This is a genomic window from Nocardiopsis dassonvillei (genome assembly GCF_964273065.1).
GTDB lineage: Bacteria > Actinomycetota > Actinomycetes > Streptosporangiales > Streptosporangiaceae > Nocardiopsis > Nocardiopsis dassonvillei_B.
The window spans coordinates 2,610,785-2,632,558 of the sequence record NZ_OZ186815.1 but is presented as its reverse complement, the minus strand read 5'-3'; the positions used below and the strand labels follow the sequence as shown (position 1 = coordinate 2,632,558).

The following is a 21,774-nucleotide window of genomic DNA, read 5'->3' as shown; positions in this document are numbered from 1 at the left end:
GGCGAGCGGCGGCCCGGACCCCGGCCCGTATCGGGCCGCCCGTGCCGACAGCGGTGCCCCGCCCCCGTCGCCGGGGGGCGGGGCACCGGCGCGTTCACCTGCCTGCGGGGGTGAAGTCCCGGGAGGCCAGGAACCCGGGCCTGGGGTCCTCGCCCCCGAACGGCTTCTCGCAGGCGTTCTCCACGCTGTTGTAGACGACGAACAGGCTCGACCGAGCCCACGGGGTGATGTTCGCCCCGGCCGCGTACATGCAGTTGGAGTCCAGCGCGGTCACGTCCCCGGGCGCCGCGTCCAGCGCCTCGATGCCGTGCCGGTCGGCCAGGATGGTCAGGGTCCCCCGGTCGGGGGTGCCGGCGCGGCCGCCGTCACCCTCCTCCAGGCAGGACACGTAGGTGCGGTGCGAGCCGGGCATCACCAGGGGCGCGCCGTTGTGCGGGTGGTGGTCGGTCAGCGCCACCGAGAACCCGACGGCGCGCATGCGCGGCATGCCGTCCTCGGCGTGCCAGGTCTCGAAGTCCGAGCGCCAGTACAGGGGGCCGCCGCCGAACCCGGGGCGGTGGTCGAGGCGGCTCTGGTGCACGTACACCTCGGAGCCGAGGAGCTGGCGGGCGGGTTCCAGCAGCCGGGGGTCGTTCACCAGGGCCTCGAAGGCCTCGCTGACCCGGTGCACCTCGAACACGGAGCGCACGCCCCCGTCGGCGGGGTCGACGACGACGCGCTCGTCGTCGCGCAGCCGGGGGTCGCCGACCAGCCGGTCGGCCTCGTCGAGGTGCCCGGCGGCCTCGTCCCCGTCCAGCAGGGACGCGAACCGGGTGTAGCCGCGGCGGTCGTGCTCCTGGAGGAGGTCGTCGGTGAGGGGGCCGTCCTCGGCGGTGCCCCACACGGTGGGGTCCCTCCGGTAGAGGAGCGCGGCCTCGGTGCCCTTGCGGGTCGGGTAGTCGTCCAGTGTCGGGAGATCCATCTGCAACGTCATGGCCGATACCCCTGTGCGGGGTGATCCTTTCGGTGTCGCTGTCTCTTCAGGTGGACGGTCCGTACGACACCCGAACGTAACAAACACCCCGATCGGCGTTCTCGGGCGATTTCCTCCGACGGGTTTATCGGCTTTGATCCCGGGTAGGGTGGGCCTATTCTGGGGCGCCCGCCGAAAAGGCCGAGGGCGCCTTTCGTGCTCCCGCCCTTCTTCGGCCCGGCGTTCTCCCATGTGCCTCCGGCCTTCGCGGTGCCGCCGCCGCACCGCGTGCCCGGCCCCGTCCCAGGGTGCCCGCCGCCCCGGCTGCCTCCCCGGTCGGCGAACCGGCCAAACCCCCCGTTCGCCCACTCCGCTTTTTTCCGTGACGCAGTTCACATGGATACGGTGCGTTGTCCGGTGCAAAAAGGGCCCATTCGAACCGGTTCCGTAACACCGGGTTCTCCGGGAATTCCCATATGAGGGTCTGGCGCGAAAGATCCTTCGGCCGCACAGTGGTGAAGGTCCTTCCCTCGCCCCCCGCTCAAGAGGAGAGAACAGAATATGACCCCCGCCCCCCGCAGGCTCCGCGCCGCCCTGACCACGGTCCTCGCACTGGTCCTGGCCGTCGTCATCGGCTGGGCCGCCCCGGCCTCCGCCCACCACGTCCTGCCCCCCGGCATCCCCTCCACCTCCGCCGCCCAGTCGCAGCTCAACTCGCTCAGGGTCGCCGCGAAGGGGCCCCAGACGGGCTACGACCGCAGCCTCTTCCCGCACTGGTCGGTGGTCTCCAGCCCGTGCACCGCCCGCCAGTACGTCCTGGTGCGCGACGGCCACAACGTCGTCACCGACTCCAACTGCCAGCCCACCTCCGGCAGCTGGTACAGCACCTACGACAACGTGAACTGGAGCGGGGCCGTCTCCCAGATCAGCGTCGACCACATGGTCCCGCTCAGCGAGGCCTGGAAGACCGGGGCCGCCTCCTGGACCACCGACCGGCGCCGCGCCTTCGCCAACGACGTCAACTCGCCGCAGCTGTGGCCGGTCACCACCACGGTCAACAGCGCCAAGGGCGACAAGGACCCCTCCCAGTGGATGCCGCCGAACACGGCCATCCACTGCTCCTACGTCAAGGCGTGGGTCAACGTGAAGTACCGGTACAACCTCACGGTCACCTCCGCCGAGAAGTCCTCCATCCAGAGCACCATCAACAGCCGCTGCTGAGGCACCCCGGTTCGCGGCCCGCCCCGGCCCCCGGGGCGGGCCGCCCCCTTCCCTCCCCGGCCCCGCCGACCACACCCGCTCCCGGCCGGTGCGCGGCCGGTGGGCGGCCGCCGTGCCGGGTCCCGCCTTTCAGGGCGGGGCACCGGGCTTTCCGGCTCGCCGTAAACCGTTCCGCTTCTACGGCCGGGTACCCATGCAGCACACTATGGGGGTGGCACAGGCACGGCCGCGCCCGCCCGCCGGGCGCACCCGCCGCGCGACGCGACCAGGAGGGGCGGCAGAAGATGACCGGCACATGGGGGACCCGCGGCTCGACCCGCCTCGCGGTCCGCTACTTCGACGACCGGGTGCTGTTCAGCGACAGCGAGGCCTGGGCCTACTTCCGGTTGCCGACGGTCTCCTACGAGTTCACCACCCCCGAGGAACGCCAGGCCCTGGCCACCAACATCACCATCGCGCTCGCGGCCATCCGCATGAACGACGCCGAGGTCCACCTCCGCGTCGCCCACCGCACCTACCCCGCGGCCGAATGGGCCACCCGCCTCGACGAGACCTCCGACTCCGGACCCGGCTGGTACGACTACCTCGACGAGAGCTACCGGCACGTGTGGGCCAAGGACTTCTGGACCAAGGAGGTCTACCTCGGGGTGCGCCTCGGCCTGCGCAACCCCGGTGCGGGCCTGGGCCTGTTCTCCCAGTTCCTGGGCGCCTACCAGCGCACCGAGGAGATCCTGGGCATCACCGACGACGCCGTCGACGACAAGGAGCTCGCCCGCTGGACCGACCAGTCCGAGCGCCTGGGCCGCGCCCTGGCAGCCAGCTCCCTGCACGCCCGCCACGCCACCTCCGACGAGATCGCCTGGCTCATCCGCCACTCCGTCACCGGCAGCTCCGAGGAGCCCCGCACCTCCGCCACCGGCCGCCGCACCTGGGGCCGCGGCGAGATCGAGGCCCTGGTCGACGGAACCCTCCACAACGGCCGGTCCATGCTCCGCCTGGAGCAGCCCTCCGGCTCCACGTGGGTCGCCTTCCTCTCCTTCGCCCGCTTCCCCGACCTCATGCCGTTCCCCGACGGCGAACCCTGGATGCACCACGCCGACTCCCTGCCGTTCCCGGTGGAGATGTCCCTGCGGATGAAGCTCATCCCGCCCGCCAAGGCGTCCAAGGACGTCGGCCGCAAACTCGCGCACGCCCGCGACATGGACGCCCACATCCGCGAGGCCGGGGTCGAGGCCCCCATCGCCCTGGCCGAGCAGATCGACGCCGCCCGCATGCTCGAGCACGGGATCACCAAGGAGCGCCTGCCGTTCGTCTACGGCTGGCACCGCCTCATGGTGTCCGCGCCCACCGAACGCCTCCTCGTCCAGCACGTCGAGGCCGTCATCGAGCACTACCGCGACATCGGCATCGACGTCATCAACTCCACCGGCGACCAGTTCTCCCTGTTCAACGAGTCCCTGCCGGGCGACCGCATCCGACTGAGCGCCTACGCCCAGCGCCAGCCGCTGCGCACCATCGCGGGCGGCATGCCCACCGCCACCGTCGACGTCGGCGACCGGTCCGACCGCACCGGCGACGGCTGGGTGGGCCCCTACATCGGCGAGACCATCGGCCGGGCCCGCTCGATCGTCCACTTCGACCCGCTGGTCGCCGCCGCCCGCAACCGCCCCACCGCCATCGCCATCACCGGCGAGCCCGGCGGCGGCAAGACCACCCTGGCGCTGCTGCTCATCTACCAGCTCGCGCTGCGCGGCGTCACCGTCGCCGCCATCGACCCCAAGGGCGACGCCGAGTCCCTGGTGCAGCTCCTGCAGCGCCGCGGCCGCAAGGCCCGCATCATGTCCCTGGGGTCGGCCCAGCCGGGCCTGCTCGACCCGTTCGCGTTCGGCGACGACCTGGCCGCCAAGAAGACCATGGCCACCGAGACCCTGCGCCTGCTGCTGCCCCGCATGAGCGAGGAGCGCGAGTCGGCGATGATCCAGGCCGTGGCCGCGGTCGCCAACCAGCCCCGCCCCTCCCTGGCCAAGGTCGTCGACCACCTGTCGAACGCCTCCGACGCCGCCTCCCGCAACCTCGGCGCCGTCCTGGGCTCCATGTCGGAGATGCGCCTGGCCTCGCTGTGCTTCGACCCCCAGGGCGACGCGCAGATCGACACCGAGGGCTGGACCACCGTGTTCACCCTGGGCGGGCTCACCCTGCCCGACTCCGGGCTCCGCCGCGACGACTACTCCTACGAGCAGCGCCTGTCGGTCGCCCTGCTGTACCTGGTGTCCCAGTTCGCCCGCCGCCTCATGAACGGCCTGGACCGGCACCTGCCCAAGGCGATCTTCCTGGACGAGGCGTGGGCGGTCACCTCCACCCCCGAGGGCGCCAAGCTCGTCCCGGAGGTCTCCAGGATGGGCCGGTCCCGCAACACCGCGCTCATCCTGGTGTCCCAGAACGCGGGCGACCTCCTCAACGAGCAGGTCACCAACTGCCTGTCCTCGGTGTTCGCGTTCCGCTCCAGCGAACGCTTCGAGGTGGAGAGCGTCATGGCCCTGCTGGGGGTGGAGCCCACCGAGGACCACCTGGCGGTGCTGCGCAACCTGGGCAACGGCGAGTGCCTGTTCCGCGACCTGGACGGCCGGGCCGCCCGGATCGCCGTGGACCTGGTCTCGGAGGACCTGCTGCGCTGGCTGGACACCAACCCCACCCGCCGCCGCCCGGGCGCCGGGGACGAGGACCTGGTCTCCTCCACCCGCGGTTCCTGACCCCGCCCTCCCGGGACGGCGGCCGGTCCCGGGAGGACCCGGGGCCGGCCGCCGCTCCCCGGCCGCACGCCCCGGGGCGGTCCGACCACCGGGGCGGCCACCGCCCCGGTCCCCACGCGCGGCACCCGCACCGGAGGCCGGTACGGCCGCACGCCCCCCGGCCCTCCCGCCTCGGCCCCCGAGCGGTCCCGCCGTGGCCGGAGCGGGTCACCTCACGCCCGCGACCTGCGTGGACGATCCAGGTGCGAGCCGCCCGGCAAGCTCCGGGCGCACCCGGGTTCGGTGGAGCCCCCGGATGGGCATCTCTTACCCTGTCGGGTTCCTCCCCTGACGCCCGACCGCCGCCGACCCCCGAACCGACACACTCACGAGGGACCGCCCATGAGTGAGGACGTCATCCGCCGGCCCAGACCCGTCATCGACCCCGCCCTCCCCGCCCCCGCACGGGACGAGCTGGAACGGCGGGCCGCCGCCCCCCGGCCGCCCGTGCGGTGGCCCGGCGGGGAGGCCGCCACCCGCCGCGCCCGACTGCGCGAGGCCGCGGTCCACCTCCTCGCGGTCGGGGGCACCATCGCCCTGTCCCTGGTCACCGCGGGCTGGTACCTGGGCATGGCCATCGTCAACATCGGCCTCATCGCCCACGTCGCCGCCCTCGCCCTGCGCGGCGACTCCCACCCCGCCACCCGGGCCGCGGGGGTGGCGGCGGGCGCGGGCGCCCTCGCCGCCGTCCCGGTCTGGCTGCTCGACCTCCTGCCCGGGGACCCGTCCGCGGGCATCCCGTGGGGGCTGTTCGGCGTCCTGGTCGTCCTGGTCTCCGCCGACGCCCTCACCTCCCGGGTCCAGGAGGGGCCCGGCGACGTCCCGCAGGGGGCCGTCGTCCACCCGGACGACCTCAGCGAGTCCGACCACGCCGCCCTCGCCGCCGTCCAGCACACCATCGACCTGGTCGAACGCGCCCGCGACGCGTTCGGCGGCGGGGACTCCCTGGACACCGACCGGGCCCTGGCGGTGCTGCGCGACCAGGAGTGGCGCATCGCCGTCCTGCTCTCCCGCCAGCGCGAACTGCGCCGGGCCCACCTGCGCCGCTGGCAGCGCGCCGACTCCCCGCGGGTGCGCGAGGCGCTGCGGCCCCAGCGCGAGCACCTGTGCGCAGTGGAGGACGCCGTGCACACCCGGGTCGAGCAGATCGTCGAGTACGGCCGCCTGGTGGAGCGGGCGGTGGCCGCCCACCGCGAGTGGGAGCAGTGCCAGGAGGCGGTCGACTCCACCGCCGCCTACGCCGAGCACCGCGCCGCCGCGGCGTTCCTGGGCACCGGCTCACCGGAGGTGTCCGAACTGGCCGCCACCGCCGACGCCGCCCGCCGGGTCCGCGACGAACACGTCGACCGCCTCACCGGCCACCCCCTGGTCTTCTGACCCGCCCGGCCGACCCGGCGAGGCTCACCGGCACGGACCGGTCCCGGCCGTGTCCGGACCCCGTGCCGGCCCCGCCGCCCCCCTTCTCCGTGCACGTCCGCATGCGGACAGCGATATCTCCGACAATCCGCCCCGAGCACTCCCGGCTTCTGACACATTGGGCGAATGATCGAACACTGGGACGGCGAGGAGCCGCTCGCCTCGGTCCGCGCGGGCGTCGCGGTCCGGACCGCCTCGGCCCGGGGCGGGTACCCCGAACTGCTGGACCAGGCCCTCCTGGACCTGGAGGAGGGCCTGCCCGAGCACCTCGCCGCGGACTCCCCGCGGGTCCGCGCGCTCGCGGAGACCCTCCCCGGGTACGTGGACGCGGCCCTGGCCGACCACGTCCACCGCCAGCGCCGCCGTCCCTCCCGCACCGACTCCGAGCGCCTCACCCGGGCGTTCCGCGCCCTGGACGCCTCGGGGGTCCTCGCCCGCGAGGAGTACCTGTGCTGCGACGGCTGCGCCCGCGCCGGGCTCGACGCGGAGGCCGCCGCGGCCGGCAGCCGCGGCTACGCGTACTACCACCGGCAGGACGCCCGGTCGGCCGCCGGCGGGGCCCCGCTCATGGTCGGTTTCGAGTCCACCCACCAGGTCCGCCGCGCCGCCGTCGGCGCCGAGGTGGCCGAAGCCCTGCGCGCCCACGGGCTCACGGTCCACTGGGACGGCGGCCCCGAGCGCAGGATCCGGGTGGACATGGACTGGAGCCGCCGCCGCCACGACCGGCTGGCAGCCTTCCCCGGTCCGGCCTCCGCCGGCGAACCGCACGTGGACGCCGACTTCTCCACCCCGGGCCCCTACCGCCTCCCTGCGTGGGTCACCCGCCACCGGGGCCGGGTGAGCGTCCGCGAACTCGCCCGCCTGGTGCTGCCGTGGCTGCCCCGCGGGGTGCGGGCCACGGTCGGCGCGGGCGGCCGCACGGCCGTGCTCACCCGCGACTTCGACCTCCTGCGCGTGGAGGGCGGCCCGGCCCTGCCCCGCGACCGGATCGAGGACGTCCTGGCCTGCTGGGCGGTCGGCGCGGGCTGGCCCGCGCAGGGAACGCGCACCGACCCCGCCGCCCGCACCCCCGGACCGTGCCCGCTGGACGTCACCTACGCCGACACGGCGACCGGCGGCATGGGGTTCGTGGACTACGCCGAACCCCTGAGCGGCGCCGCCGCCCGCGACCTCGTCTACCGGCTCACCCCCGTCGACGGAACGTTCGGGGTGTTCGCGGCGCGCTCGGGCGCGGTGGTCCAGATGATGTGGCAGGAGGGGCCCCGGCTGTGGATGGAGAGCCCCTCCGCCGACGAGCGCCTGGCCAGCGGCCGCCACGTCACCCTCACCGAGGCCGAGGAGATGGTGCGCGTCCTGGCCGACGAGGGGCGGGCCGCCCTCGCCGAACTGGGGGAACTGCAGGTCACCCGCTGGTGACGCCGGCCGGCCGTGCCGACCGCCTCAGTCGGACGACGAACCCAGGCGGAAGTACGCCCGGGCCCGGGGCGGGATGAGCAGCAGGCCGCCGACCAGCAGGTTGAACAGCAGCATCGCCAGGTAGAACGGCAGTTCGTCGCGCGCGTAGACGACCACGGTGAACATGGTGAAGACCAGCGCCACCGACACCGCGACCTGCAGCAGCACCACGAGGCCGTACACCACCCGCGAGCGCAGCAGCAGACCGGCCACCGAGGCCGCCGAGAACCCGCCCCACAGGGCGAGCAGGAGCGGCCCGCCCCACCCGGCGAAGGCGGTCTCGGAGCCGCCGAGCGACAGCAGGGCCAGGGCCAGCAGGTAGAGGCCGTTGAGCCCGAGCAGCGTGCACGCCGCGATCACCGGGAACGACGGCCTGGGAGCCGGGGCGCGCGTCGGCACGGGGGCGGGTACGCCCGACGGACCGGTGTGCCCGACCCCGCCCACGAAACCGCGCGCGGCCGCGGTCCTGTCGACCTGGGCCCACGGGCCCGGCGGGTCGAGGGGGGTGACGGGCGGAACCGGCCCCGGAGCGGATGGCCGCGCCACGGGGCGGGTGCCGGAACCGGTGTGCCCCGGGTGGGCGGGACCGGGGCGGGTGCCGGGTGGCGGCCCGCCGGGAGCGGGCGCCCGGGGACCGCCCGGGGCGCGGGCCGCGGAGTGCGGGGGGTGGGGGGAGTACGGCACCCGGGGGCCGCCGGGGGCGTAAGGGTTCTGCGGCCCGCTCGCGGGGGGAGCGGCCCCGGCGGCGGACACCTGCGGTCCGGAGGCGGCGCGCGGCCCCGGAGGGGGCTGCGAGGCGTACGGACCCGAAGGCGCCGGTGCGCCGTGGGGAGCCTGTGGCCCGGAAGGGAGCTGTGAGGCGTACGGCCCGGAAGGTGCCCCCGGACCCGAAGGCGCCGGAGGGCCGAAAGGGGGCTGAGAGCCCCTCGCCGTACCGGCTGCCCGCGGACCCTGGGATGTGTGCGGCCCGAAGGGTGCCTGTGCGCCCGAAGGGGGCTGTGATGCATCCGTCCCGAAAGGCACCCGGGGACCGGAGGGTACGTGGGCTTCGGAGGCGCCCCGCGGCCCGGAAGGCGCCCCTGGGGCGTGCGGCCCGGAAGGCGGGTGCGTACCGGAGGAGGCAGGCGGGCCCGACGGGACGCCTGGACCCGTCACCGCACCGGGCTCCGGACCGTCTCCGGGGGAGTCGCCGGGCGCGGCACCCCCCACGGCCCCACCGGATCCTGCGACACCCGTGGTCCCACCGGTCCCGGCGGGCCCACCGATGCCGCCGTTCCCACCACTGTCCCCCGGAGCTCCACCGCTCCCCGCATGGATGCCGGCCACCCGGGTCGTGCCCCCGTCGCGGACCGACTCCTCCTTCGCCCGGTCCAGCAGTTCGAGGGCCCGGGCCGCCGACGGCCGCGACGCCACGTCCCGGTTCAGCAGGGCCCCGATCAGCGCCCGCAGCGGGGCCGCCGCCACGTCCCCCGTCCCGCCGGGGGCCGACAGGCGCGGCGGCATCGGCGCGGTCAGCACCGCGCTGATGATCCCGGTGACGCTCTCCCGCTTGAAGGGGGAGCGCCCCTCCAGCAGCGCGTACAGGGTGACGCCCAGGCTCCACAGGTCGGACGCCGGCAGCGCCCGCTCGCCCTCGAACCGCTCCGGTGCCATGTACTCGGGCGAGCCGATGTACACGCCGGTCTGGGTGAGCGCGGTGCTCCCGTCGACGTTCGCGATGCCGAAGTCCGTCAGCACCGTCCGGCCGTCCTCGGTGAGCATGATGTTGGCGGGCTTGACGTCCCGGTGGGTGACCCCGACCGCGTGCGCCGCCCCCAGCCCGCTCAGCAGCGACCGGGCCGCCTCCTCCACCCGGGCCGCCGGCATGGGGCCGTCCTGGTCCAGGTGGTGCTGGAGCGACCGTCCGCTGAGCAGCTCCATCACGATCCAGGGGCTGCCCTCATGCTCGAGGACGTCGTGCACCGTGACCACGGCGTTGTCCCTGATCCGGGCGGTCGCCCGCGCCTCCCGCAGAGTGCGCTCCCGGGCCTCGTCGCGGTCCTCCGAGCTCATGCCCTCGGGGAGGACGACCTCCTTCACCGCGACGTCGCGCTGGAGGGCGGGGTCCCAGGCATGCCACACCGTCCCCATCCCGCCCGCGCCGAGCCGCTCGCGCAGCTCGTACCGGCCGGCGGAGGAGTGGGGGGAGGACATGGGGGCGCATCCCTTCTGCGTCGGGGGACGATGCGCAGGCCAATCTATCCGAGAAAGGACCCGGCACCGGCGTTCCCGGTGGTCACCGACGCTTTCCGAACCATTCTCACTGTGAATCCCGCTCCCTCCCCGCCCGGGGGCGAAGAGGGACGACCGGTAGCGGTCGCCTTCCGGAACCCCTGTCTCCTAGGGGGTTCCGAATCCCGCCGGGTCCGCCCCGAAGAGCCGCCGAAAACGGGGTCGTCGCTGTTCACCTGTTGTTCGCGGCCGGATCCGGACGCGGTTCCCGATTCTTCGGACCGAACCGTTCCCCGCCTTCCGGAACCCGTTCGGGCGCATCCCCGCGCTTCACACGGGGCGACGCCGGAACGAATTCGCCACCTTTTCCTCTCGGACACCCGCCCGGAACCGGCCCGGCGGCCGGATGCCCTCAGTCCCGTCCGGCGGCGGTGAGGTGGCGCACCTGTGCCGCGACCAGCGCCGTCGACCGGTACCTCTCCTCCCCGGCCCCGGGCACGGGATACCAGACGGCCGGTCCGTCGAGCACCTCCCCGGGCAGCGGACCGGACACCAGCGCCTCCTCCCCGGCCTCCGCCACCGCGCCGGGGCCCACCGCCATCCCGACGGGCGCGAGCACCCCGTGCCAGCGCGGCGCGAACGTCACGTCGGGACGGCCCCGCCCCCGGCGCACGTGCAGCGTCGACAGCAGGCCCTCCCCGGCCAGCGCCTCCACCATCGGGGGCAGCGCCTCCAGCGGCGGTTCCCCAGGGTGGCCGAATACCAACGAGACCCGCTCGCGCGCCCGCTCCCCGTCCCAGGACACCCGGATCCCCCCGGCGAACGCGCCCGCACCACCCGGGCCCACCGGCCCGGCCAGGTGCAGGACCACCCCGCCGGGTGCCCGGTGCCGGGCCATCCGGGTGATCCCTCCGCGGCTCCACGGACCGAGGGCGGGCTCGTGCGTTCCCCAGCCCGCCGGCCGTGTTCCGGCCAGGTGCTCGGCGACGACCTCCGCGGCCCGGCCCAGCGGGGGCGCCAGCGGCCGCGTGTGCTCGACGACCAGGTCCACCACCAGCTGGACGCCCAGCGGATCGGGGTCCAGGAAACCGGGGGCGGGCTCCGGTGCCCCGGTCTCCACCCCGGCCGGGGAGGGGACGCGGGACCCGGGGGGCCGACGCGGCACGAAACCGTTCTCGGAATGCCACACCAGGGGCAGTCCGCTGATCCCGTCGAAGTGGCCGCCGTCCCCGTCCGCCACCACCCACCGGGCCAGCGGCTGCGACAGCAGCGCGCGCAGGGCGTGCGTGACCCGTGCCGACGCGGGTGTCAGCACCTGCAGTCCCCGCCGCTGCGCCCCGTGCACGGCGAGCACATCGGAGATCCCGGCGGACAGCGGGACGACCTCCCGGTCCTGCACGACCACCACCGCGTCCTCCGCCTCGAACGACACGAGGGGATGCCCGGCGGCACCGGGCCGGGTGCGCGGAGCCCCGGCGGCCGCCGCTCCCTCCACGAGCCGCTCCACACCGGAGCACGGCGTCCACACGTTCCCGCCCAGCCGCAGCACCAGGGCGTCCGCCGCCCGCACCGCCGCCTCCCGCGCGGCCCCGTGAGGGCGTGCGTGCAGCTCCACCCACCAGCAGCGCCCCTCCGGCGGCCCGGCGGCCGCGTCGGCGCCCAGCAGCCTGAGGGCCTCTCCGGGGACGTCCACCCGCTGGGCGGGTTCCACCGCGAACAGCGCGTTCCCGCCCCGGTCCAGGACCTCCAGCACACCGCCCCCCGCGAGCGGGCGGACCACCCCGTCGGGAACCGCCTCGCGCAGGACCCGGGCGAGCAGCAGGGCGTCGGGCTCGGCGGCGGTGAGGGCCACGAGGTCGTAGCTCAACCGGTCTCCTCGGTTCAAGGGGCGAAGGACACGGAGGTCACCCTTCGCGATGGGGGAGTCATGATCTGTCGTTGGACATCGGCATAATACGCACGAATCACTGACAGAAACGGCACATCCGTATCCACCGCGGCGGACGAGGGGCGATGAAGTTCGAGCTGCTGGAACCCGCAGACCGGAGCGGCGAGGAGACCGCCACAGGCACCGGGGCGCGCTCGCCCGCCGCACCTCGGCCCCCCGCGCCGGCCCGGCTCTCCCAGGAGGAACTGCTGGAGCACATGCACGACCGCACCGACTCCCTCGGAACCCGCCTGACCAGGGTGATCGAGGCCGTCCGTCCGAGCCTGCACCGCATGGAGGCGGCCATCGCCCGCAGCGGGTACACCGCCGTGGCCGAAACCGGCCAGGAGGCCCCCGCCCCGCCCCCTGAGGGCTTCCGCCCGGACCGCTTCAACGCCCGCGGAGCGAGCCGGTGAGCGCCTGGGACATCGACGCGCCCGCCGTCGGCCAGGTCGTCAACGAGGTGTTCGACAAGGTCGGCGACGGCAGCGGTGACGGCCTGGACGGTTCGCTCGCCCTCGCGGGGGAGTCGGTCGTCACCGCGGCCTCGGCCGCGTGCAGCGGTCCGGTGCAGAGCGAGCTCTACCTCTTCCTCGAACGCTACGGCGGGATCGCCGAGGAGATGGTCGAGCGCGCCGGCTCGGCCATGGAGGGCTGCTGCCTGGCGGTCGACGCCTACCTCGCCGGAGACCTGGAGATGGCGGGGGAGGCCCAGGAGAACGCCACCGCCGCCGACATCCCGGGCGCGCTGAACGCACCCCACTGACCCCCGCTCCCAGCCCCCGCCGCCCCCGGCACATCTCCCCCGACCCCCGACGGAGCGAACATGCCCCCTGTCGACGTAGTGCGCCCGGAAGCCGATCCCAGGGCCCAGAACGCGCTTCCCATGGACGACACCGTCCTCATCGTCCCCGACGCCATCCCGTACCCGGGGACCTCCGTCGAGATCCTCGAGGGCGCCGCCGCGGACATGCGCAAGGCCGCCGGAGAGATCTCCGAGGGCGGTTCGGGCATCGAGGCGTCCTGGCAGGGCCTCCAGGCCCACTACACGGCCCCCGAGTCCCAGGACCTCTTCTCCGCGATGGAACCGGTCCGCACCAAGGGCGAGACCATCCACGACGACCTCACCGCCGTCGCGGGTGCCCTGGAGACCTTCGCCGAAGCCGCGGCCTCCGCCAAGGAACGCCTGTGGCGGCTCCGGGAGGACGCCAGGGCCTTCGTCGACCGGGTCGGCGACGACCCGGAGTGGAGCGGCGACGTGGAACTGGTCACGGAGAACCGGGCCCTGATCTACGCGGTCAACCGGGCCTGGGGCGACTTCCAGGAGGCCGAACGGGACTGCGCCAACTCCCTGGAGAACGTCACCGGCTCCGGCAACAACTACATCGCCGGGAGCATGGCCGAGCCCGTCGAGCCCAAGCCCGGCGACATCGTCTACGGCATCGACCCTGCGGACATCCCCGAGATCGCCTACGACCTCACCGAGTGGGAGGACTGGAAGCGGCTCAACGCGGACACCTGGCACTTCCTCGAGACGGGGAACCACGGCTGGCCGATGGACTGGGCCGTCGACGCCTCCATGGCCCAGTGGGACCACTTCGGCCCCGGCATGCTCTGGGACGTGGGCGTCGGGGCCGTGGCCGCCACGGGGCTGTGGCGCGAGGGGCGGGGCTGGGCCACCAGCGTCGACGAGGTCGTGACCAACTTCGTCGACCACAAGACGGAGACCTTCCAGGGGTACGGGGCGATGGCCGGCCTGTACGGCGAGGACGGGTGGATGAACCCGTTCGACGCCGACGAGCGCTCCTGGGAGACCATGAAGGCCAACGCCGGACCGGTCTGGGAGGAAGTCGCCCACGACATCGTGCCCTGGAGGGAGTGGGACGACCGCCCGGCGTACACCGTGTACACGGGGGCGGGCAATGTCGCCCTCACCATCGTGGCGCTGCCGGTCCGCGGCGGCATGCTGGCCGCGAGGGCGTCCCAGATCGCCTCGGGCGCGGGACGACTCCTCCCGGACTGGGACATGAGCCTCGCCTCCCTGCCGGACTTCGACCTGGGGCGGCGACTGGGCGACCTCCGGACCGGCACCGCCACCACTCTCGCGAACCTCAACGGCCGACTCCAGGAGCTCACCTCCGACCTGGCCCTCAGAATCGACTCCTGGGGCGGATCCCCGGGCTCCCCGGTCTTCGCCGGCGTTCCGGGCGGCGGTGCCTGGCCTCTTCCCACCGACGGTCCGGAGGGGGCGACCACCGCCGAGGCCGCCCGCAGGGCGGAGAACGCCGCGGCGGGCGGAGGGCTCCAGGAGATCGCGGACGAGTACCGCCTCCGCCAGGAGCCGGTGAGGCCGACGACCGACGACACGTCCCACCCGGATACCGACGGCCTCCCGGCCGACCGCCGCGATCCGGCCCCGGACGCCACCGACCCCCGGGAGAGCACCTCCTGGCGCAGCGGCCACGCCGCTGCCGTGGACACCCCCCACGCCCCGGACGGCTCCGCCTTCGACCAGGACACCGGTCGTGAGCGGAACGGCGGCCAAGAGGACACAGAACGCCGCGAACCGGAATTCCTCCAGCGCTCCGGCGGGATCGTGGGGAGCAACAACCCCCGGATCAACCTCCAGGAGGGGGACGGCTTCTACGACGCCAACGGCGATCTCGTCGAGGTGGGCCGCCGGGACCACACCGGCACCTACATCGACGACGAGGGCAACCGGTACGTCGACGTCCCGGAGAGCGCCCAGGCGCTCGAGCGCTACAGGGAGATCCGCGCCGACGACGGCGACATCGACCGCATCGCCGCCAACACCGGCCTCGACCGGAACGTGGTCGATGAGATCAAGCAGCACATCTTCTTCCGCGAGCACGCGGACATCGCCTCCCCGCCGGACGGGCGCCTGCGCAGTGGCCGCTTCGCGCCGATGGACCACATCGCCGACCTGTGGCGCAAAGCGGAGACGGGCACCCTGGACGCCTCCGAGGCCAACGCCTTCCGCCGCCTGGTCGCCCACGAGTACGTCGAGGCCCGCCTGATGCAGGAGGGGGTGCCGTACCGCTCCCGCGACCCGAAGCTGTGGCACGACGACTACTACATGCCCACCCGGCACAACAGCGGTGCGCACGACCTCGCTCCGCTGAACTGGAAGGACGACGGCTTCGCCCTCTGGGAGAAGTGGGGCGTTCCCAAACCCGACTCCGACGACGACTTCCGGCTGGCCGACGACATGTCCAACCTGGACGGCGTCGCCGCGAGCGCCCTGGCCTGGTGGAGGCACCAGAACCCCCAAGGAGGGTTCCCCTTCGAAAGGCGGCTCAAGGGCAGCGCCCCAGGTATGGCGATCGACGCCGACACCGACCCCGGCCGCTCCAGGAACACCCCCGACCCGTCCATCTATGCGAACCATCCCTCCGCCCGCCCCAATTTCCTGCTGGCTCCTGCCGTCAAGGTGCCCACGACCTCCAGTAGAAAACCTACGCGCTTTTACGTTCCCATTTATGATTTCCCGGTCGATCTGAACGAGGGGGCGAAGAAGATTGATCGTAGTGAGGGCTTGGAGCACAAGCACATCAGTCCGCTTGGGGGAGCCGAAGAAATTTCTTTGTGCCCCAGTCCGGACCAGAGATTCGGTGACGCCGATCAGTTGGAGCCCCGGGTGGAGTATGAAGTCCATGATACGAATAATGACTACCGGGGGACATATGTAACCGACGAGGATGGCGAGATCAGGGAGGTCCGAATGTTGGCGGCCTCCGGGAAGGATCCACATCCCGAGCTGAGCAATCCGCGGCCGAATTCCTTGTATGTAATAAAGACGAAAAATTCGTCCTTCACTTATGAGACCAATGCGCAGGGTGATAACCTGGAAACAGAGGGTGCCTTCACGAGGGGCAGTGCACCGCGCATCGGAGACGAAGAGAAGGCGGTGAGGCGTTCGGCCGCCCTGTACTATAAGGCGTATAACAAGATCCTGGCAGAAGAATTCAAGGTGAACCCGGGAAAGTTTTCCAGGATGGTGGCCCCACCCCGGTTCGAATCGGTTTCATGGAACGGTGGTCATATTGTTGGGATCGCCGAGTACGGGGGAATCCCCGAGCGCCTGAACCAGGTTGCGATGAGAGATGACGTAAACCAGCATGCGGCAAATGACTGGCACGTTAAAAATTCCTATAGGAATTTTGAAACTTCTCTTCTCAAACTTATCTCGATGGACTTGTCGAGTCTCCAGGGCAGGGTCGAGCCCACTATTTTGAGTGACTGGAACCTGGCCATGTCACAGTCTTCTCTTCCCCCTGATGTCCGTGTTAGGGTAAGTCAGGTCTACGAAAGGGAACTTCCCCTGATCAAGGTGGTCACCACCAAGGACAAAGTGATGCGCATCCTCGGTCCTCCTCCGTCGGCGATCATTGTGAATTACTCAATCAATGGATTCGTGCAGCAGAAGTTGACTTACGTGAATCTTCCGTATCTCAAGTAGGGAATATGTTTTTCGGATTCCAGAAGGGCGACATGGGGCCCATTCAGCAGGAAGAGCACATCCGCGAAATCGCGGCAAGCCTGGCCGGTGGGCTTCCCGTGGATTGGGAATCGGCCACCTATGATGCTCAAATTGTCGGGGGGTATATTAACGAGCGGCTGGAGGTTGAATTTGAAGGCGGAGAAAAAAGACTCGCTGAAATGCCTGATGATTCTGGCTTGAAGGCGTCCCGTCTTCGGTCGGGCATGTACAAGCAGGGCAGGGGAACCTGGTTTTCCGTGCGACTCGAGCTGTGGAGTTCCGGGAAGTACAAGTGCAGATTTAATTATGCCGAAAAGCCGGCATTTGGTTTTGCTCCGGATGTCCGAGATTATGAGCAGGACTTGAAGATTTTTCCGCGTGACGAAGAAAATATCCCTGGATGGATGAAGGAGATTCTCGAGGGAGAGGGCTAGGGGTTTGATTCTGTCGGCTCGCTGTTGATTTTTGAGGTTCGGATTTTATTTGCACTGTCTGGAATGAGGCCTGCCTCTCGGAGTCCGTGTCCCCTCATGGCGGGTGCGAATGCGCTCGAGAGCCCGATCGGTTCTCGCGGGACGATGACTCCGCTCCCGATCGGATTCGGGAGAAGGTCCGTGGCTTATGAGGGTGGATGAGTCCCCCGTGGAGGTCGTCCACTACTACCGTTCGGTGGAACGGGCGCAGGGGTCGGACCGATGTTCCCCTGACCGTGGACCATGCTGAGCAGGGGTACGCCTCCTGGGAGGAGTTCACCTCCACACTCCTCCCGGACATCCCGGGTCCGCCCACGCCCGTCGGGTTCGCGCTGGGCTGCGGGTACGCCGCGACCGCCTTCCTCGGCAGGGGAGAGGGCGGCTTTCCCCTGCACGAGGTCTACATCTGGCACCACGGCGGGCGTGAGTCGTGCGCCGTGATCTCCCGGGCCGCCGCGTACGGGGCCCGGGATCGCCCCGGACGGGCACGGCGCGGCCGCGAGGACCGACAAGGGCGGGGGCGTCAGGGAGACGGCGGAGTACACCGGACCCCTTGTGAACGGGGACTGGGAAGCCGGTTCCCGGGCTCGGGGACCGGGCTCCATCGCTCGCGGGAGCGGTGACCCCTGTGCTCCTTACCCCTCCGGGATCCCCAGGGCCGCCAGGTCGATGTGCAGGGCTGCGAGGCGGTCCGGATCAGCCAGGACGTCGACGGCGGTGATCCGCCCGCCGGCCACGGCGAACCCCATGACCGACAGCACCCGGCCGCCCGCCGCCACCACGACGCCCTCGGCGCCGTTGACCGACACCGGGTGCACGAACGGCGCGAACCGGTGGAACGTGACCGCCTGCCCCGCCACCTCCCGCGCGCCCGCGATCCGCGTCGTGTAGCGGCCGCGCACCCCGCCGTCCGAGCGCAGCACCACCTCCGGATGCAGCACGGACAGCAGTGCGTCGATGTCGCCCTCCCGTGCCGCGGCGAAGAACGCGTCCACCGCCCGACGCCGCTGCGCCGGGTCCCCGTCGGGGACCGTTCCGTGCGCCCCCTGCGCGCGCACCCGCCTCCGCGCCCGGCTGGCCAGCTGCCGGGCGGTGTCCTCGGTGCGCTCCACCAGTGGGCCGATCTCCGCGTACGGCACCGCGAACAGGTCGTGCAGCACGAACGCCACCCGCTCCACCGGGTTCAGCTCCTGGAGCACCACCATGAGCGCCCACCCCACCGCGTCCGCGGTCAGCGCCGCCCACTCGGGGTCGGCGGCACGGGTCCCCGCCGGCCCGACCAGCGGGTCCGGCAGGCGGCCGCCGGCCTCCGGAGCGGCCACCGCCTCGTCCAGGGGCTCCTCGCGCCGCTGCTCCCGGGAGCGCAGCATGTTCAGGCACACCCGAGCCGTCACCGTCGTCGTCCACGCGCCCAGGTCGTCGATGTTCCCGATCCCGGTCCGCTCCAGCCGCAGCCAGGTCTCCTGGACGGCGTCGTCGGTCTCGGCCACCGACCCCAGGATCCGGTAGGCGACGGCCCGCAGCCGGGGCCGGTGCTCCTCGAACCGCTCCGCCACGGAAAAAACTTCCTGCATCCCCGTCACGTTCCCCTCGCCTGCCGGGTCAAGTCAACGAACCCGGTGGTGCGCCCGAGCCCACCGCACACCCACCAGAGGAGAGCCCACCATGAACGCACCCGTACTCGTCACCGGGGGTACCGGAACGCTCGGCTCCCTGACCGTTCCGCTGCTGCGCGACGCCGGGCACGACGTCCGCCTGCTCACCCGCGGCTCCCGCCCGGCCCCCGAGGGCCTGACACATGTGAAGGCCGACCTGCTCACCGGGGAGGGAATCGGCGCGGCCCTGGACGGTGTGGGCACAGTCCTGCACCTGGCGGGCGGCCCCAAGGGCGACGACGTCGCCACCCGCAACCTGGTGGCGGCGGCCGAGCGCGCCGGGGTGGGGCACCTGCTGCTCATCTCGGTGGTCGCCGCCGACCGGGTACCGCTGGGGTACTTCCGCGCCAAGCTGGGCGCGGAGCGGGCGGTGACGGGGTCCGCGGTCCCGTGGACCGTCCTGCGCGCCGCCCAGTTCCACGACCTGGCGCTGACGGCGGTGCGGGCGCTGGCGAAGTCGCCTCTGGTGCCGTTGCCCGGTCTGCGCTGGGAGTCGGTGGACGCGCGCGACGTCGCCGAACGCCTCGCCGCACTGGCGGTGGGCGAACCCGCGGGCCGGGTCGCGGACCTGGCCGGGCCGGAGGTGCTGCCCATGGCCGACCTGGTGCGCACCTACCTGGCGGCACGGGGGATCCGGCGGCCGACGGTGCCGCTGCGCGTCCCCGGTGCGGCGGGGCGCGCCTACCGGGCGGGGGAGAACCTGGCGGGCCCGAACGCCGACCGGGGCGCCCGCACCTGGGCCGCGTTCCTGGAGGAGCGGGTGGGGACGGCGGCCCGCACCTGACCAGCTGGAGGCCCGCGTCCGCGGAGGGGCGGAGGCGTTCGCGAAGGGGTGGGCCCGGGAGGCCGTCCGTGCCCACTCCCCGGCCCGCATGGGCGCTCCGGCAGGGGGCGCGAACCGCCGACTGCGGCGGCGGAGGAGGAGGCGGTTGGGGCGGGTGCACGAACAGGGACACGGGCACCGGAGCGAACTCCCGGTCTGTTGCCAGGGGCACGGTCCTCCGGGCCCGCCCGCGGATCCGGATTCCTCCAGGTCTCCACCGCTCGCCCGTGGCCCCGGTCTCTCGCGTGGATCGCGGCGTGCCGCCCCATCCCGGCGGAGGAGCACGTGTGGTGGCCACAGGCCGACCGGTGCCGCCGGATCCGTTCCATTCCACGGAGCGGGGTACGGCAGCGGCTTCCGGCGGGGGAGGGTGTGTCCGGCTCCGCCGGGATCCGCCCCGCGTCACGGCCCCGGATGTGACAGCGGTTCTTGGTGAGGTGTGTGTCCGGTTCGGTCTGCGTCCGCAGGCGGTCCGGCCCCGGTGGGACACCGGGCGCCCCGGTCCGGGTCGCCACCTCCTCCGGACCGGCCGCCCGTCCCGGCCTCCCGGGCCTCTCCGGAGCACCCCTCGGCGGTGTCAGCGGATCTCCGCGAGGGTGCGCGTGTCCGCCTCGGCCAGCGCAAGCAGATCGTCCGGCCCCACCGGTCGGATCCGGTCCAGCAGCTCCACCAGTACCTCGGCCCGGGGGCCGGGGGAAGACCCCTCGGGAAAGGCCTCCGAACTCTCGGGACCCCCTCCGTGTGCGAGGGTGACGACACCTCCCCGGGTCAGCAGGCGGATGTGCTCCCCCTCGTGCTCCGCCGGACCCGGAAGCCGCAGTACCCCCGGCCCGGTCCCCAGGACCTCCGGCACGGACACTTCGAGGCATTCCGCTCCGGGTGCCGAACACCCCTCCCACAGCAGGTCACCGGGGCCTCCGGACTGAGGGACCGCCGGCGGCAGCGGCTCCTGGGTGAGCGTCAGGACCTCCTCCGAGGAGCCCTCATAGACCAGGATCGAGTGCGGTGCGGGATCCCGGAACACCGTGGCGTTCCGGGGCTTCCAGCCGGGGGCGTCCAGGAGCAGGAGGTTCCCGCTTTCGGAACCGTGCCGGGCGAGAAGCTCCTCGTACGCCGACAGTTCGGCGACCGTCGTCGTGACGTGGCGGTCCCGCATGTACGCGTGCCACCCCCACGCGGCCCCCAGAGGTACCAGGAGCAGCAGCGCCGCGATCCCGGCGGTGAACCGGATCCCGCGTCCGCGGAGCAGCAGCACCAGGACGGCACCGCCGATCAGCGGGCAGCCGAGCACCGTCCAGCCCGCGAACCCGGGAGCGAACGGCAGCAGGGTGTCCTGGAGCATCGCCGCCTCCTGGCACAGGAGGACCGTCGCGTACAGCAGCGCCGTCGCGGCGAGCGGGCGGCGTACCCGGGCCCACCAGAGCGCGAGCGCCAGCCCGGAGCAGAGCGGCAGGCCGACCCTGGCCGTGATGAGGAGCAGACCGCCGAGGGGGACACGGGCGTCCTCCGCCCAGAGGAGGTCGACGAAGCCGGAATCGACGAAGGCCAGGAGCGCCGACATGGAGAGGAGGACGACCAGCCCGGTGAGCGCCGCCGTTCCGGTGGCGATGAGGCGTGGTGGGCGTTCGCCGTGCGGCCTTCTGCCGGTGGCCTCGGCTCCCGGGTCGGTTCCTCCGTTCGCGCCCGTGGCGTTCGAGGCGCTTGAGGCGCTCGGGGCGTCACCGGGGTGCGCTGGTGCGGGCCCCGCGTCCGGGCCGGGGGCGGCGCCGGCGGGGCTGTCGCCATGGGGCGGAAAGGACATGGGTACGGCTCCCGGAACGCTTTGGAGAAGGGGCGTGGCCACCGGGTCACCTGTTGTCGGAGTGGCCCCAGGGGCCGGTGGTTCTGCGTACCGGTGTGATGCTCGCGGGGGCGGTTTCGACGACTTCTCTACAGAACCTCTTTTCGGTCCTGCGACAAACCCGGCTGCGGTTTCCGCGGAAGCCGGGATCGGCACCGCGTACCAGTCCGTTTGCCAGTCGACTGTCCACTTTTGGACACGGAGGCCTGTGTGACGCCAGTCATAGAGGGGGGAGGAAGGGGTAATTGCGGGTGGGTGATTTCTGGGGCTTGTGCAAGGCCGATGGTGTCCACTAGCTGGGGAAACATTGATATGTACACCCTTTGTCACCCCCGGTTCGGGTGTGGTCGGATAGAGAACCCGAAAACCCGTCGCGTTGCGTCCGTACGCGAACCCCGTGATGGAGCACCATAGAGGATGGGGTAAAGACATCCGGGGGCCTTGTGGTCGTGCACGGCCTCGCACCGGCGCGCGTCTGCGAGCGCCCGGTGGGAGACCGTGCGACGGCGAT

Annotated in this window: 14 protein-coding genes; 9 read left to right on the top strand and 5 right to left on the bottom strand. The window is 72.4% G+C overall.

The features are described 5' to 3' along the window. Positions 1–94: 94 nt before the first annotated feature. Positions 95–961: a phytanoyl-CoA dioxygenase family protein gene (locus tag ACSUPR_RS11550; RefSeq protein WP_436891175.1), complete on the bottom strand. Its 867-nt coding sequence runs from the start codon at positions 959–961 to the stop codon at positions 95–97. A 552-nt stretch (positions 962–1,513) separates the two neighbouring features. Here ACSUPR_RS11550 and ACSUPR_RS11545 point away from each other — a divergent pair. The 4 genes from ACSUPR_RS11545 to ACSUPR_RS11530 all read left to right on the top strand — a co-directional run bounded on the left by ACSUPR_RS11545 (position 1,514) and on the right by ACSUPR_RS11530 (position 7,794). Further along, positions 1,514–2,173, top strand: coding sequence for an HNH endonuclease family protein (locus tag ACSUPR_RS11545; RefSeq protein WP_436891173.1), 660 nt, complete (start codon positions 1,514–1,516; stop codon positions 2,171–2,173). A 284-nt stretch (positions 2,174–2,457) separates the two neighbouring features. Beyond that, positions 2,458–4,923 (top strand): ATP-binding protein, encoded by a 2,466-nt coding sequence (locus ACSUPR_RS11540; RefSeq protein WP_436891171.1) that lies wholly within the window; start codon positions 2,458–2,460, stop codon positions 4,921–4,923. Positions 4,924–5,304: 381 nt separating this feature from the next. After that, entirely contained in the window at positions 5,305–6,339 is a 1,035-nt protein-coding gene (locus ACSUPR_RS11535; protein WP_436891170.1) for a hypothetical protein, read from the top strand. Positions 6,340–6,504: 165 nt separating this feature from the next. Then, the gene (locus ACSUPR_RS11530) at positions 6,505–7,794 is read left to right on the top strand and encodes a DUF6891 domain-containing protein (protein ID WP_436891169.1); all 1,290 of its coding nucleotides are present in this window, start codon (positions 6,505–6,507) and stop codon (positions 7,792–7,794) included. Between the two features lie 24 nt (positions 7,795–7,818). Here ACSUPR_RS11530 and ACSUPR_RS11525 read toward each other — a convergent pair whose 3' ends face one another. After that, positions 7,819–10,026 carry a protein kinase domain-containing protein gene (locus ACSUPR_RS11525; protein WP_436891167.1) on the bottom strand — a complete coding sequence of 736 codons (2,208 nt, stop codon included), beginning with the start codon at positions 10,024–10,026 and terminating at the stop codon, positions 7,819–7,821. 430 nt (positions 10,027–10,456) lie between these two features. Continuing rightward, positions 10,457–11,911, bottom strand: coding sequence for a DUF6177 family protein (locus ACSUPR_RS11520; RefSeq protein ID WP_436891166.1), 1,455 nt, complete (start codon positions 11,909–11,911; stop codon positions 10,457–10,459). A 146-nt stretch (positions 11,912–12,057) separates the two neighbouring features. Here ACSUPR_RS11520 and ACSUPR_RS11515 point away from each other — a divergent pair, with 146 nt between their 5' ends. The 4 genes from ACSUPR_RS11515 to ACSUPR_RS11500 all read left to right on the top strand — a co-directional run bounded on the left by ACSUPR_RS11515 (position 12,058) and on the right by ACSUPR_RS11500 (position 16,906). Next, a complete protein-coding gene (locus ACSUPR_RS11515; RefSeq protein ID WP_436891164.1) occupies positions 12,058–12,387 on the top strand; it encodes a hypothetical protein in 330 nt (109 codons plus the stop codon). Then, the gene (locus ACSUPR_RS11510) at positions 12,384–12,737 is read left to right on the top strand and encodes a DUF6507 family protein (protein ID WP_436891162.1); all 354 of its coding nucleotides are present in this window, start codon (positions 12,384–12,386) and stop codon (positions 12,735–12,737) included. Before ACSUPR_RS11515 ends, ACSUPR_RS11510 begins: the two co-directional genes overlap by 4 nt. Before the next feature lie 120 nt (positions 12,738–12,857). Continuing rightward, positions 12,858–16,451 (top strand): WXG100 family type VII secretion target, encoded by a 3,594-nt coding sequence (locus tag ACSUPR_RS11505; RefSeq protein WP_436891161.1) that lies wholly within the window; start codon positions 12,858–12,860, stop codon positions 16,449–16,451. A 5-nt stretch (positions 16,452–16,456) separates the two neighbouring features. Then, the gene (locus ACSUPR_RS11500; protein WP_436891159.1) at positions 16,457–16,906 is read left to right on the top strand and encodes a hypothetical protein; all 450 of its coding nucleotides are present in this window, start codon (positions 16,457–16,459) and stop codon (positions 16,904–16,906) included. 674 nt (positions 16,907–17,580) lie between these two features. On the opposite strand, the gene ACSUPR_RS11495 is transcribed toward ACSUPR_RS11500, so the two are convergent. Further along, positions 17,581–18,519, bottom strand: a complete 939-nt coding sequence (locus ACSUPR_RS11495) for a sigma-70 family RNA polymerase sigma factor (protein ID WP_436891157.1) — start codon at positions 18,517–18,519, stop codon at positions 17,581–17,583. 91 nt (positions 18,520–18,610) lie between these two features. Between ACSUPR_RS11495 and ACSUPR_RS11490 the strand changes: the two genes are divergently transcribed. Next, positions 18,611–19,384 (top strand): SDR family oxidoreductase, encoded by a 774-nt coding sequence (locus ACSUPR_RS11490; RefSeq protein ID WP_436891156.1) that lies wholly within the window; start codon positions 18,611–18,613, stop codon positions 19,382–19,384. Positions 19,385–20,000: 616 nt separating this feature from the next. Here ACSUPR_RS11490 and ACSUPR_RS11485 read toward each other — a convergent pair. Beyond that, positions 20,001–20,984, bottom strand: a complete 984-nt coding sequence (locus tag ACSUPR_RS11485) for a hypothetical protein (protein ID WP_436891154.1) — start codon at positions 20,982–20,984, stop codon at positions 20,001–20,003. Positions 20,985–21,774: the final 790 nt, after the last annotated feature.